Consider the following 13,105-nt stretch of genomic DNA (forward strand, 5'->3'; position numbering starts at 1 on the left):
CTATTGAGGGATTAATACGATGAAAAGGATACTAAATATATTATTAGTAGTATTAATGGGAGCAACGGCTTGTAAAAAGCAAATCACCATTGCTCCCTCGGCCAAAGTAACCAGCTATTTGGTAGTTGATGGCAATATCGCATTGGGCGATTCAACCACCATAACATTACGCCGTACGGTAAACCTGGATAGTAACGCAAAAGCCAACCCCGAATTGGGGGCTGTAGTTACTGTTGAAAGCGCAGGCGGAGCAATTTACAAATTGATTGGTAAAGGTAACGGAACTTATGTGTCGGCACCGTTAAACTTGTCTGCTGCCGAAAAATACAGCCTAAAAATCACCACGGTAAACGGTGGGAAATATGCTTCGGATTTTGTACCGGTAAAAAACTCGCCGACAATTGACAGTGTGAGGACTGCCATAACCAATGTTGGCTTGCAAATTGGGGTTGATACACATGATGCAACTAATAATAGCAAATATTACAGATGGGAATATACAGAAACCTACCAGATTCAAAGCGCGTTTGAATCATTAATTACAGTGGTTCAAAACCCAACGGCGCCCCCGCCCGATTTTCAGTATGTCCGGACTCCCGCACAAAAAATATATAATTGTTGGATAAGTGACACCTCCAACACTATAATTACCACTACAACGGCCAAACTTTCAGCTGATAAAGTAAGTAACGCACCACTGGCGTTGATTCTCGCTAACTCAGAAAAACTTAGATTCAGGTATAGCATGCTTGTAAAACAGTATGCAATTACGTCTGATGCATATAACTATTTTGAGTTGTTGAAGAAAAATACAGAACAGATTGGCGGAATTTTTGACCCGCAACCATCAGAGCTAACAGGCAATTTACATTGTATCAGCAACCCTAACGAGCCTGTTATCGGTTTTGTTACCGTAGGACAAGTAACCCAAAAACGAATTTTTGTTGATAAAACAAGCCTGCCGGCAAATTGGGTGGCCGAAACTCCTTACGGCAGCTGCCATTTAGATACATTGCTTTATGCCCGTAAGGTAACAAGCACCATTCCAAATATCCCTCCAATATATATTAATGAAGTATACAATCTTATTTATTCGGGTATAACATTATCGGTTGATTATGCGCCAGGAGGTTACACCGCATCAGCACCTATTTGTGTTGATTGTACCTTGCGGGGCACCAATAAAAAACCATCATTTTGGAAATAAAACAACACCAAACCATGAAAAAAATTACCAGTATTTTTTTCGCAATAGCGATCATGTCGATAACCAGGTTGTTTGGGCAGGTATTACCCGAAGTGCAGGCCAATTTTAATGATTACACATCAAACGCGCTGCAGGAAAAGTTATTTGTACATACCGATAAAAACGGCTACACCGCAGGAGAAGTGCTTTGGTTTAAAGTATTTAATGTGGATGGTATTTTTATGAAACCCATTGGGTTAAGTAAGGTGGTATATGTTGAAGTACTTGATGATAGGCAAACGCCGGTTTTACAAACAAAAATTGCCATGAAGGATGGTGGCGGAAGCGGTTCATTGTATATCCCGGTTAATTTACCAACGGGTAACTTTGAATTGCGGGCTTATACCGGCTGGATGAAAAACTTTAGCCCTGATTATTATTTTTCAAAAAAGGTGGTCATTATAAACCCGCTGAAAAGCCCCGAAAAGGCAGAGAAAGCCCAATTAGCGGTCTATGATATCCAGTTTTTTCCTGAAGGTGGCCACCTGGTTAGTGGTATGGAAAGTATAGTAGGGGTAAAAGCTGCCGATCAATTTGGTAAAGGCGTAAATTTTAGGGGGGCCATTGTTAATCAGAACAATGATACGGTAGCCAGGTTTGAGCCTTTGAAATTCGGAATCGGACGGTTTGTTTTTAAGCCTCAAATTAATGCTACCTACCGTGCCCTAATTAAAATTGAAGGGAAAGTAATACAAAAGGATATGCCGGCCATAAGCGATAAAGGCTATGTAATGAGTTTAAAAGATAATGGCAGCGGCCAGCTTTCAGTTAGTGTTAATACAAACCTGCCTGATGGCAACGTTTTTCTTTTTGCTCAAAGCCATCAGGTGGTTAAAGCAGTGCAATCATCTGCTGTAAACAACGGTATAGCCAATTTTATTGTAGATAAAGGCAGGCTTGGTGAAGGAATATCACAAATAACAGTTTTTAGCGCCGATAAAAAGCCGGTTTGCGAACGTCTTTATTTTAAACGCCCAACAAAAAAACTATCTATCGGCGCCAGTGCAAGCGCTGCACAGTACGCTATACGTAAAAAAGCTGATGTTGCTTTAACTGCGCAAGGTGCCGATAAAAAGCCGGTTGCAGCCAGCCTGTCGGTATCTGTTTACAGGATAGATTCGTTGCAGCACAACCAACAGGAAGATATCCTGAGTTACTTATGGCTAAAATCTGATTTGAGGGGAGAGGTTGAATCGCCGGGGTATTATTTTAATGATCAAAACGCGGCAGTTACCTATGCTGCAGACAACCTGATGCTTACCCAGGGCTGGCGAAGTTTTGCCTGGGACGATGTGTTAAATAAAAAAACACCGGCTTTTAATTTTTTACCCGAGTTAAATGGCCCGGTTATTACTGCTACCCTGGTTAATAAATTGAATAACCAACCCGAAAAAGATATCCAGGCCTACCTGGGCATACCTGGTAAACATATCCAGCTATATGCCGCTAAAAGTGATGCACGTGGTAAACTGGTATTTAACATGCGTAACTTTTACGGGCCAAATGAAATTGTTGTTGAAACCAATACAGTTGTTGATACCAATTACCGGATAGATGTATTGACACCATTCTCTGACCAATTTGCTAAAGCGGCAACGCCGCATTTTGACGTTACACCAGGCCTTCAAACAACTTTTGAAGATGCAGCATTAGCCATGCAGGTGCAAAATATTTATAATGGCGTAAAAATGAGGCAGTTCGCCGATTCGCACCCGGATACCACGGCATTTTATGGCACGCCCTACAAAACTTACCTGTTGGATAACTATACCCGTTTTACAACGATGGAGGAAGTAATGCGCGAATACATCAGGGAGGCAAACGTTTTTCATACCGGCAACCAATTTCATGTAAAAGTGGTTACCGGTATTGGCATAGGTTTCCTGGCCGATGATGACCCAATGATGCTGATAGATGGCGTACCTTTTTTTGATATGAATAAAGTATTTAAGGTTGATCCGCTTAAAATTCGTAAACTGGAGGATGTACCGTATAACTACTCGCTGGGGCCATCATATGAGCACGGGATATTTAGTTTTACCAGCTACAAAGGCGACCTTGGCGGTGCCGAAATAGATCCGCATGCTGTGGTACTCGATTATGAAGGGTTGCAGCAGGAGCGCCGGTTTTACTCGCCGACCTATGATACCGAGGCGCAGGCTGCCAGCCACATGCCCGATTTCAGGAATGTACTTTACTGGTCACCATCTGTAAATACAGGTGCCGATGGTATGCAACAATTGTCATTTTATACATCCGATCAACCCGGTACTTATGTTGGCGTAATACAAGGGATAACCCAAAGCGGCGAGGCGGGCAGCCAAACCTTTAGTTTTGAAGTGAAACCAAACTATTCATCACAGATAAAGTAAGAAGATTTCAGGGCTGGTTGCTACCCCGTAGGCGCCTTGCCAAACTTTTTCTTGAAAGAATGCGAGAAGTGAGAGAGGCTTTCAAAACCCAGGTCGAGGTAAATGGCGGATGGTCTTTTGTTTTTGGTTTCTATAAGATGGCGGGCTTCCGTCAGCCTTTTTTCTTGCAGCCAGTGCCTGGGCGCCATGCCGAATGTTTTTTGGAAGTCGCGCTTAAACCCGGCAAGGCTTCGCCCCGTGAGTTGCGCAAATTTTTCGACGGGGAGATTGAAATGAAAATTGCGAAGCATGAATTTTTCCAGGTCAATCTTATAAGGTTCGGAAAAGTCGAACAGAAAGTTCCTGAGCTCGGGCATAATATGCAGCAGCAGCTTTACACCCTCATTTACTTTTAAAATACCCAGGTCAGTCGTCAGTTTTTCTGCCGGATTACGTACATAAGGTATTACAGACTGAAAATAACCTTGCAGAAAATCGTTTGCGGGAATAAGAATATTGGGAGGGCCAGTGTATTTATGCTGTATATCTATATGCTCGTCCAGCGCTATCTTCCTGAGCAGGTCTTCCTGCAACGAAATCACGATGGTTTCGTAATCCTCATCAGGCAGAGGCGTTTTGGTGATTTGCCCCAGTTGATTTTTGCCTATCAGCAACATCTCGCCCCTTTTCATCGAAATTTTTTGGCCCGAGGTTTCTAAAGTAAACTGGCCGGAAACCTGCAATACCAGGGTATGATGCGACATAAAGCCCACCCTATGCTTTTGCCGGGTAGAGAGATAGGAATAAAATATTACTCCTGGTATTATTTCGGTTGGATTTGTCACGACGTAAAGATATAAAACAAGTGGGGCTTATGGCCAAAGCGCAGCAAGCAAAAAATAAAGGGGAAATAATATCCAACACTGAATGTCGAATATCCAACACTGAAGTTTTTCCTCATTATTCGATATTCGACATTCAGTGTTCGATATTTCAATCTTCCATTTTAACTAATTGTACAGCAAAACCTTATCGCTGCAGATATGTGCCTCCAAGTATAGCACCGGGAGCAAATTGCGTGTTAAGTGTATTCATCTCGCCGGGGGTAAATTCAATTTCCATGGCCTGCATATTCTCCGGCAGGCGGGTCCTGCGGCTCATGCTTACCAATGGCATAATGTCATCACCCTGCGCATTCACCCAGGCTATCGCCAGTTGGGTAGGAGTGGCCCCTTTTTCTTTAGCCATTGTTTTCAATACCTCTACCTTCTCCAGGTTTTTTACCAGGTTATCGCCCTGAAAACGCGAGAAGTGGCTGTGATAATCATTGGCCGCCAGCGGTGCCTTCATGTCACCGGTAAGCAAACCTTCGGCGGTGTTGGCAAAAGCTACTATGCCAATGCCCAGTTCTTTCGCTGCAGGCAGCAAGTCGGTTTCTATCTGGCGGTCAGCTAATGAATAACCTATTTCCAGCGCCGTTACAGGGTGTACACTGTGGGCCTTGCGCAACTGTTCGGCAGTTATTTCAGAAACGCCGAGGTGTCGCACCTTCCCTTCTTTAATCATGTCGGCTACGGTGCCTATCACATCCTCTACCGGAACGCTGTTATCAAGCCTGCAGGGCTGATAAAGGTCGATAGTATCTATCCCTAAGCGCACCAGCGAATAGTTGATGAAGTTTTTGATGGCTGCGGGACGCAAATCCAACCCTATCCATTGGCCGTTATAGAAAATAGCGCCAAATTTAACGCTGATGAATGCGTCGTCCCTTCGTCCTTTGATGGCTTTGCCTACCAGCAGCTCGTTATGGCCACTTCCATAAAAATCGCCTGTATTCAGGAAATTAATCCCGTTATCTAATGCCGCCTGAATGGTTGCAATACTCTCACTTTCGTCATTCACCGGTCCGCCCCAAACCGACGACATGCGCATGCAGCCTAATCCGAGTTTAGAAACCAATGGCCCATTGTTGCCAAGGTTTATTTTTGTTATGTTTTTCATAGCTGATATTTATCTTTTAACGATACAAAGATCAGCTTTATACCCTATGCCCGGTGTCTTTTACGGCTCAATTTACTTGTCTGTGTGGCTCAATTACCCGAGGTGTTTATTTTACTGACTTAGCCAGGACATAGTGCCGCAAGCTTGGTTGCTGGTTTTATCGGGTAACTTATGCGTATAAAGACCTTCAGTAAACTCCGTTATAAAAGCTCTTTTTAAACCTTACCTGCATAATGGCATGCATCAGCAGTTGAATGCCGATATAAAAAAAGCCAAGCATCCACCAGCGGCCCATCTGCGCCGTTTGGGGAGAAAATAAATCAGCAATTAAATTCGCTGCGAAAAATAGGGGCATAGCACATAAAAACCAGTAAACAATTCTTATAAAATACAGCGATAGCATATTTTGGGGTAAGTAGAATTTTATGCGGTTGATGAATAACAATTCCAGCCAGTGCCCGCAAAAAACAATACAAAAAACTGCCGACCAAATCATTTCAAACAACACAAGTTTGCTTTTTCCGCTTGATGGAAATACGTGCACCCCATATAAAATGGCAGCAATTATTGTTGTAGTAATAATTGTGCGGATAACTGTGTGAACAAATGACTCTGTATTTTTTTCAGAATTTCCCATGTGTTAAGCTTAGCTTTGGTTTATAGCGATCTGATATAAATCTGTTAACGCAATTTAAGCTATTTTACCTTTTTAGTCTGCCTGAATAAACGAAAGTTTTTAAAAAATATAAGGCTTGCAGGCTGGTGGTTTTTACCAGCTGGAAATTTGAATGGTGGATCAAAGCAAAGAACAAGGCACTTTCGAAAAAACGTAAAAGAGGCGAATTGCTGAATGACCAAAAACAAAGCGAGCTTTTGAAAAACAGGATTAATTAACCCATAATTCAATATTTGATATGAACGTACAAGAACAAATCAAAGCGTATATCGCCAGCCAGCCCGAACCAAAACGTGTTGAAATGCAGGAGTTGCATGATTTTATACTCCAGGTGTTACCAGGAAGTAAACTATGGTTTCTTGATGGTAAAGACAGTGAAAATAAAACCGTTTCAAATCCTAATATAGGCTATGGATCTTACACTATTAAATATGCCGATGGCAAAACCAGGGAATTTTATCAGGTTGGCCTGAGCGCAAACACAACCGGAATATCTGTTTACATCCTCGGCATTAAGGATAAAACATACTTAGCACAAACGTTTGGAAAAACATTGGGCAAGGCCAGCGTAACCGGTTATTGTATTAAGTTTAAAACAGTAAAAAATATAAACCTTGATGTACTTGCAGCTGCAATTCAATATGGCGTTGCAGCTACAAGTGAAAGTTAAATTTTAAATCGGGGTATTATCTGCAAGTTTGATGCTTTGGTATCCCGGCTGGAATTTATTGTGTAGCACCCGGCACCGTAAGCTTTTGCCGTTCTTTTAGTGCTGGCTGCTTAAAGTATTCAATGAGTTCCAGGGAGTAAATAACACTGGTGATCTTCCATTTTCCATCTCTTTTTATCAGGCCCAGGTATTTGTTGCCCCAGTTGGTCATTTTATTATCGGCCCAAAAACTATAATCCAAAGTTACGGATGCAACTGTTCCATCTTCAATAATTTGAATATTATCAAACTTGTCTTCGGTTGTTTTATAGCTGAACAATGATCTGAAAAAGCCTTTGTAGCTTCCCGAAAAATAATTACTGCCTGCATTTTTTGCTCCCTTCCGCTCTATTTCTTTGGCTTGCGACCCGTCTTTAAGGGCGGCACACCAGGTAACAGGGCCATCGTTGAACAAATTGTAAAATGCTGTGGAATCCTTTTCAATTACGCTTTTTATGTAGGTGTTTATAAGGGTACTTATTTCTTTTTTATTGGCTGTGGTGCATTGAGCGTGTGATTGCTGTATGGTTATTAATAGTATTAACAAGATGAGTTTTATGGTTTTCATTATGGCTGATTTTATAAGATTTATGAAGGTGACAAACACAGGCGAAAGAGATACGGCGTTAAACGCCTGGGCTAACTGTGTTAGGTTTTGTTTGATTAGTGATGTAGTTATACTCCATAGTTGTGCCGTTGTAGCCGTATGCATCTGCTTTCATTTCCTGGATGGCGGTGTAACTTGCCGGGTGGATATTGCCAAGAAGCGTAGTTAAGGCAATATGTATAGCATCAATATAATTGGCCTTCTCAATTTTAAGGTTGGATGAGTCGGTAATTTTGATGTCGAGATGAAAGCTTTTTGCCTGTAATTCGGCCAGGGACAAGGAATTGATAAACCAGAGATAATCCGGAACAAACGATACGACGACTGCCGTAACCTCAGGCTTTTTATTTAAAACATCTTTTGTGATTCTGCTGATCTCAGTTGCAAGCTGTTGGGCTAAAGCAGGATCTTCGGGGCCGCTTACTTTTAAATTGATTATTGGCATACTTCAATGTGATTAATGAAGTACGAAGTTCAGTTTAAAGTATACCTTATTTATTGATATATGTTAAGAGTTTGATGCGGCTGAGTGATTCGGGTTTAACACCTAAATAAGACGCGATATGGTATTGCGAAACCCGCTGTTCTATCCCCGGATAAAGTGAGTTCAGATTTTCCAGTCGCTGTGATGCCGAATACTTTAAAAACGATGTTTCCCGCTTACATTTCCTGATAAAGTATGTATCAGAAATATATTTGCTGAGCTTAAGAAAAGCGCTATCCTGCGCAATAAGGTTATTTAGCTTTTGGTAACTGATATAATGGATGGTGCAGTCAGTTAGGGCTTCGATATTGCAATTGGTGGCTGTTTGGGTTAAAAAGCTGGTATAGGCACTTACAAAATCATTATCAAAATAAAAATCATTGTTAAATTCCTCTTCATTATTCCGCACATATGATCTAAGTGTTCCGGACGATACAAAACCAATAAAATTACATACCGAACCTTCGCTGATCAAATGCTCCTTTTTCTTTAAGTCTTTTGTTTTCAGCAGGGCACAAAATGTTTCCCAATGATGGATATCCATTCCTAATTTTTGGTTAAATAAAACTGCCAACTGTTCCATTTTACGGCTATTTGTGGGATGATTTAAAGGTAAGTTTAGTTTTGCTGCGTTAACATCCTCCAACTATTATAAAATATGGCTGTGGTATGGTGCAAATGTTATCAACGGGATTATTCCGCTACCACAATGTTTTTGCGGCCCCAATCGGCCAGCGACTGCATAACATCATTTAGCGACTGTCCTTTTTCGGTAAGCGTGTACTCTACCTTCGGTGGCACCTGGGCATATACTTTACGGCTTATAATACCATCGGCTTCCAGTTCTTTTAAATGTCTCGATAAAACTTTCAACGCTATGCCTGGTATTATTTTATGTAGCTCGCCAAACCGCTTGGGGCCGGTTATCAAAATCCAGATGATAACGGGTTTCCACTTGCCGCCAACAATGCCAATGGCTGCCGTTATGGGGCAATCGCAAACCGGGTCGATATATTTTTTATTTATTTCTGCTGTTAACATATTGGTATTTAACATTAGTGACAAATTTGTCAATACTTGACAACTGTGCCATTACTTGACAAAAGTAAAGTATTGGCTTAATATTGTTGAAAAAAGAAAGCTATTATGAAAATAATTATTGTAGGTGCCACAGGCACAATTGGAAAACACATTACCGAAGCATTGCAAAAGGACAATGAAGTGATAAAGGCCGGATCAAAAAGCGGCGACTTGCAGGTGGATATCTCTTCGCCTGAATCGATAGAAAACTTTTACAAACAGGCAGGCAAGTTTGATGCCCTGGTTTGCGCAAGCGGCGACGGCCATTTTGGGCCTTTGGGCAGTATGAAGGATGCCGATTTCAGGATTGGAGTTAACAGCAAACTGATGGGGCAGGTTAACCTGGTATTGATAGGGCAGCACTACATCAACCCAAAAGGGTCGTTTACTTTAACTTCGGGCTCGTTGGCCGAGGATCCGATTGTGTTAGGGGCTAATTTAAGCGCGATGAACGGCGCTATCAACGGTTTTGTGCGCGGAGCAGCGGTTGAGCTTGAAAACAACGTACGCATAAATGCTGTGGCACCCGATGTGGTAGAAGAATCGCCGGCCTATTTCCCATATTTTCATGGGCATATCCCGGTGAGCATGCACCGGGTAACGCAGGCGTACCTAAAAAGCGTGCTGGGCAGCCAAACGGGGCAGGTTTATAAAGTATTGTAATGGGCGGTAGTGTTGTTTATGAATAAATGCATTTGGCCCGCGGCTGGCTGAAATATCAGCCCCGGGCCGAACGCATCTGTGCAAAATTGCTATCCCTGAGATACACACCTAATGGTATTGTTACAAATATTAAGCGCTATGTTTTATACATTGTGCCCATAAACCAGTTTCATTATGTTGTTTAAAACCAGGATACTTTACCCAGCCATTGTGTTGTGGTTGTGCTCACTTGCTTCATTCGCCCAGCAAATAAATTATCCGCCTGCTGATAAGGTGGCAGCCGATTTTAAAAAGCTGCTTGAAAGGCCACGTGTTCCGTTAAATCCCGCTTTTGAGGTAACCAAAACAGATTCGGTTATAATTGAGCATGGTTTTATTTACAGCGAAAAAAATGAAAGGGTACCCATGCTTATTTACAAGCCGGTTACCGGAACCGGACCGTACCCGGCGGTTATTTTTTTACATGGCACGGGCGGGCGGAAAGAGGATAACAAAAAAATATTGTACCAATTGGCCAAACGCGGGATCATGGGCGTGGCCATTGACGCCCGCTTTCATGGCGAACGTATTGCCGGCGGCGCACACGGCTCAACAGAATATGTAGCAGCCGCCACCGCGGCCTGGAAAAATAAGGACAAGGCCCGCCAAACCCACCCGTTTTTGTTTGATACCGCTTTTGACCTTTGGCGGGTAACCGATTACCTGGCGAGCCGGCCAGATGTTGATGCAAACCGTATTGGCATGGGCGGTATATCTATGGGCGGCATCGAAACGTGGCTTGCTGCATCGGCTGATACGCGGATAAAAGTAATTGTGCTGGATATTTCGGTACAAAGCTTCAAATGGTCGTTAGATAATGATAAATGGCAGGCGCGGGCCGGTACTATCCAGGGCGCTCACTTGCAGGCTGCCAAAGATCTTGGCGACTCTGTTTTAAATAAACGCAACGTAAAAGCCGTATGGGATAAATTGCTGCCCAATATTACCGGCGAATTTGACTGCCCCTCCATGCTTCGGCTAATGGCGCCGCGAGCGCTGCTGATTGTGGGTACCGAAAATGACCCGAATTGCCCATTACCCGGTGCAAACATCGCCTATGCATCGGCCATGCAGGCCTATGTCTCTAAAAAAGCTACGGATAAAATCAATCGTGATGTAACGCCGAAGCTTTTTCATACATCCACGCCGGAACATTTTAAAATGACGCTGGATTGGTTTAGTAAATGGTTGTAGGTTAAGGTTTGCAGTTTAACAACATAATCCAACGGCTAATGAAAGGATAAGTTTTTAACTTTGGGGCTTCAAATAACCACAAATGAAAAACTCATCAGGAATAGCACAATTAGTTTTACGTGTAGCGCTCGGACTGGGCTTTATTCTGCCGGTATTGGACAGGCTGGGCGCACTGGGCCCAAAGGGATCAACCGGTGTAGCCTGGGGCGATTGGAAGCATTTTGTTGACTACACTAATACATTAACACCTTTTTTAAACCGTACCCTGGCCAATGTAATGGCAGCCCTGGCCACCCTCGCCGAAATTATTTTTGGCATTTGCCTTATAATAGGTTATAAAACTAAGCAGGTTGCGCTGGGAGCGGCGCTGCTAACCCTCGCGTTCGGCTTATCTATGGCTGTTTTTTTAGGCATCGGCGCTCCTTTCAATTACCCCGTTTTTGTTTTTACCGGTGCCGGATCGGTTTTATCCGGCATAGGTCGTTACAAGTGGAGCGTTGATGATTTTACGGGTGATAAAACATAGTACAGTGAGGATTTAATGTCATCAGAACTATTACGGCTGTAACAATCGAAAAATCGAACAGCGGAGACAGCTGCGGATGAGTTTTTATACAGTTTTATAATTTCAACTGCTCTCCAAAAAAATCAATCGTACGTTTCCAGGCCAGTTCGGCGGCGGCTTTATCATACCGGGGGGTGGTGTCGTTATGAAAGCCATGGTTTACGTTTTGGTAAATAAATGCCTGGTACTTTTTGCCGTTCTCTTTTAGCGCCGCCTCATAGGCCGGCCAGCCCTCGGTAATCCTGGTGTCCAACGAGGCATAATGCAGCATTAGCGGCGCATTAATTTTAGGTACCTCTGCAGCAGCGGGCTGGGCACCGTAAAAAGGGACGGCAGCTGCCAAATCGGGCACGCGCACTGCCATGGTATTGGCTATGCCGCCGCCAAAGCAAAAACCTACCACACCTACCTTGCCGTTACAATCTTTATGGTTTTTAAGGTAATTGAAAGCTGCTATAAAGTCTTCTTCCATTTCGCCTTTATCGCGCTTGCTTTGCAGGGCACGGCCGGCATCGTCATTGCCTGGGTAGCCGCCCAGTGGTGTAAGCGCATCGGGCGCGAGTGAAATAAAGCCGGCCAGGGCGGCCCTTCGGCCTACATCTTCAATATAAGGGTTTAGGCCGCGGTTTTCATGAACTACAATGATCCCCCCAAGCTTATTCTTAGCCTCAGCCGGTTTTGATAGCAAGCCTTTTATTGTCCCGCCGCCTTTTGGCGATGGATAATTGATATATCCTGATGTTAAGCGTGGATCATCGGGTTTAATTTGCACGTTGCCCTGGTAGTCGGGCATCAGGAAACTCATCAGGGCGGGTACAGTTAAGCCGCCGACTGCATAAAGCGAAAGCCTTTGCACAAAATCGCGTCGGTTAAGCCGGTTGTGTGCATAATCGTCATACAGGTCGAACACCTCCTGTTTAATGTCGTCTTTGTTTATCTGGCTCATAAAAAGGTTTTAGTCAAATTTAGCAATTCGGGGTAATGGTTTGTTATTCAATTGGTAACAGCTTTGCTACGTACAGATGTTTTAATTATTTTGAGATATATAGTACGGACGAAGCCGATAGTAGGAAATAAGTTTAGCCCGATGCTGAGTAGTGAGGTGAAAAATATAAATTGTTGCTGTGAAGGTTGCTTATGCAGTATTAGTAACCATTCGCAAAAATACGGGAAGCAATGTAAATTATAAACACAAAAAGCCCGTTGGCTTAAGTTCAACAGGCTTTTTGTGTGGCGCGTTTATAGCAAAGGCTTTCTCTTGTACCTTTTGGCAAGGATTTTTGCAGCCTCGGTCTTTTCCTGTTTGATAGTTTTAGGGTCGCGCATTTCTTTGGTGGCCTCGTTCTTTTCTTTTTCCCTGGTTTCCATGGTGCAGTGTTTTAATTGTTATTAAGATAAGTTTCTTTTAGGTTAATTTGTTTTGATTTTTGAGTATTATAATGTCATTTTAATATCAAAAACAGAAACGTTTTTAATTTATTAGACTGTTT

15 protein-coding genes are annotated in these 13,105 nt (G+C 42.9%); 6 read left to right on the forward strand and 9 right to left on the reverse strand.

Translation table 11 applies throughout. From position 1 onward, the window contains the following. Positions 1 to 19: 19 nt before the first annotated feature. The gene (locus BMX56_RS14640) at positions 20 to 1,207 is read left to right on the forward strand and encodes a DUF4249 domain-containing protein (RefSeq protein WP_090649240.1); all 1,188 of its coding nucleotides are present in this window, start codon (positions 20 to 22) and stop codon (positions 1,205 to 1,207) included. Between the two features lie 14 nt (positions 1,208 to 1,221). Beyond that, positions 1,222 to 3,618: a hypothetical protein gene (locus tag BMX56_RS14645; protein ID WP_090649243.1), complete on the forward strand. Its 2,397-nt coding sequence runs from the start codon at positions 1,222 to 1,224 to the stop codon at positions 3,616 to 3,618. 20 nt (positions 3,619 to 3,638) lie between these two features. Here the strand turns inward: BMX56_RS14645 and BMX56_RS14650 are convergent, their stop codons facing one another. The 3 genes from BMX56_RS14650 to BMX56_RS14660 all read right to left on the reverse strand — a co-directional run bounded on the left by BMX56_RS14650 (position 3,639) and on the right by BMX56_RS14660 (position 6,235). After that, positions 3,639 to 4,442, reverse strand: a complete 804-nt coding sequence (locus tag BMX56_RS14650; RefSeq protein WP_090649246.1) for a helix-turn-helix domain-containing protein — start codon at positions 4,440 to 4,442, stop codon at positions 3,639 to 3,641. A 184-nt stretch (positions 4,443 to 4,626) separates the two neighbouring features. Next, the gene (locus tag BMX56_RS14655; RefSeq protein WP_090649249.1) at positions 4,627 to 5,598 is read right to left on the reverse strand and encodes an aldo/keto reductase; all 972 of its coding nucleotides are present in this window, start codon (positions 5,596 to 5,598) and stop codon (positions 4,627 to 4,629) included. Between the two features lie 187 nt (positions 5,599 to 5,785). Then, positions 5,786 to 6,235, reverse strand: a complete 450-nt coding sequence (locus BMX56_RS14660) for a hypothetical protein (RefSeq protein WP_090649252.1) — start codon at positions 6,233 to 6,235, stop codon at positions 5,786 to 5,788. Between the two features lie 277 nt (positions 6,236 to 6,512). On the opposite strand from BMX56_RS14660, the gene BMX56_RS14665 reads away from it, so the two are divergent. Further along, positions 6,513 to 6,944 carry a DUF1801 domain-containing protein gene (locus tag BMX56_RS14665; RefSeq protein ID WP_090649255.1) on the forward strand — a complete coding sequence of 144 codons (432 nt, stop codon included), beginning with the start codon at positions 6,513 to 6,515 and terminating at the stop codon, positions 6,942 to 6,944. A gap of 55 nt (positions 6,945 to 6,999) precedes the next feature. Here the strand turns inward: BMX56_RS14665 and BMX56_RS14670 are convergent, their stop codons facing one another. The 4 genes from BMX56_RS14670 to BMX56_RS14685 form a co-directional block, all read right to left on the reverse strand. Continuing rightward, positions 7,000 to 7,551, reverse strand: a complete 552-nt coding sequence (locus BMX56_RS14670) for a nuclear transport factor 2 family protein (RefSeq protein WP_090649257.1) — start codon at positions 7,549 to 7,551, stop codon at positions 7,000 to 7,002. 58 nt (positions 7,552 to 7,609) lie between these two features. Next, the gene (locus BMX56_RS14675; protein WP_090649261.1) at positions 7,610 to 8,035 is read right to left on the reverse strand and encodes a tautomerase family protein; all 426 of its coding nucleotides are present in this window, start codon (positions 8,033 to 8,035) and stop codon (positions 7,610 to 7,612) included. 46 nt (positions 8,036 to 8,081) lie between these two features. Then, a complete protein-coding gene (locus BMX56_RS14680; RefSeq protein ID WP_090649540.1) occupies positions 8,082 to 8,657 on the reverse strand; it encodes a Crp/Fnr family transcriptional regulator in 576 nt (191 codons plus the stop codon). A 110-nt stretch (positions 8,658 to 8,767) separates the two neighbouring features. Then, positions 8,768 to 9,115: a winged helix-turn-helix transcriptional regulator gene (locus BMX56_RS14685; RefSeq protein WP_090649543.1), complete on the reverse strand. Its 348-nt coding sequence runs from the start codon at positions 9,113 to 9,115 to the stop codon at positions 8,768 to 8,770. Between the two features lie 105 nt (positions 9,116 to 9,220). On the opposite strand from BMX56_RS14685, the gene BMX56_RS14690 reads away from it, so the two are divergent. The 3 genes from BMX56_RS14690 to BMX56_RS14700 all read left to right on the forward strand — a co-directional run bounded on the left by BMX56_RS14690 (position 9,221) and on the right by BMX56_RS14700 (position 11,576). After that, a complete protein-coding gene (locus BMX56_RS14690; protein ID WP_090649264.1) occupies positions 9,221 to 9,817 on the forward strand; it encodes a short chain dehydrogenase in 597 nt (198 codons plus the stop codon). 174 nt (positions 9,818 to 9,991) lie between these two features. Then, on the forward strand, positions 9,992 to 11,050 hold the full coding sequence (locus tag BMX56_RS14695; RefSeq protein ID WP_090649267.1) for an alpha/beta hydrolase: 1,059 nt from the start codon (positions 9,992 to 9,994) through the stop codon (positions 11,048 to 11,050). A gap of 82 nt (positions 11,051 to 11,132) precedes the next feature. Then, on the forward strand, positions 11,133 to 11,576 hold the full coding sequence (locus tag BMX56_RS14700; protein ID WP_090649269.1) for a DoxX family membrane protein: 444 nt from the start codon (positions 11,133 to 11,135) through the stop codon (positions 11,574 to 11,576). A gap of 94 nt (positions 11,577 to 11,670) precedes the next feature. On the opposite strand, the gene BMX56_RS14705 is transcribed toward BMX56_RS14700, so the two are convergent. After that, entirely contained in the window at positions 11,671 to 12,561 is an 891-nt protein-coding gene (locus BMX56_RS14705) for a dienelactone hydrolase family protein (protein WP_090649275.1), read from the reverse strand. A 293-nt stretch (positions 12,562 to 12,854) separates the two neighbouring features. After that, positions 12,855 to 12,983: a hypothetical protein gene (locus BMX56_RS30520; RefSeq protein WP_255369849.1), complete on the reverse strand. Its 129-nt coding sequence runs from the start codon at positions 12,981 to 12,983 to the stop codon at positions 12,855 to 12,857. Positions 12,984 to 13,105: the final 122 nt, after the last annotated feature.

Source organism: Mucilaginibacter sp. OK283, from assembly GCF_900110415.1.
In the GTDB taxonomy this organism is placed as follows: Bacteria; Bacteroidota; Bacteroidia; order Sphingobacteriales; family Sphingobacteriaceae; genus Mucilaginibacter.